A 452-nucleotide genomic window follows, 5' to 3' on the forward strand; every position below is an offset into this window, starting at 1 on the left:
GTTGGGAACCCGGCGCCCGGCCGTCAGGCGAGCGACACCAGCAACGCCAGCCCCAGCCCGAGCAGGCTGAGCAGCAGCCCCGCCGCACCGCAGGAGATCCCCGCGAACGCCAGCCCCCGCCCGGTGAAACGCACCGAGGGCGGCGGTGCCGGGCGGCGGATCTGCCGCAGCCCGAGCAGGCCGGCGACGATCGCCCCGGACGCGGCCAGCGCGCCCAGCACGGTGAACGCTCCGGCCGCCCAGACGCCGTCCCAGTCGCCGCCGGCAAGGCCGAAGCAGATCACTAGCAGCGAGACGAGGATCGACACGATCCCGGCCACCAGCGAACCCACGGCCAAGCCAGAGGTGACCGGTGGCACGTCGAGGTGCACCACTCCGAACGGGGTGCCGGGCACCGGCTGGACCCGCTTGGGCGGCCGAGCCGTCTCCCGGGGCGGCGGGGGCGGCAGGGC

Annotated in this window: 1 protein-coding gene; it reads right to left on the bottom strand. The window is 76.1% G+C overall.

Annotated features, from left to right (window positions below):
• Positions 1-23: 23 nt before the first annotated feature.
• A complete protein-coding gene (locus tag C1I99_RS31945; RefSeq protein WP_111137805.1) occupies positions 24-395 on the bottom strand; it encodes a phage holin family protein in 372 nt (123 codons plus the stop codon).
• Positions 396-452: the final 57 nt, after the last annotated feature.

The organism is Micromonospora deserti (genome assembly GCF_003236335.1).
GTDB lineage: Bacteria > Actinomycetota > Actinomycetes > Mycobacteriales > Micromonosporaceae > Micromonospora > Micromonospora deserti.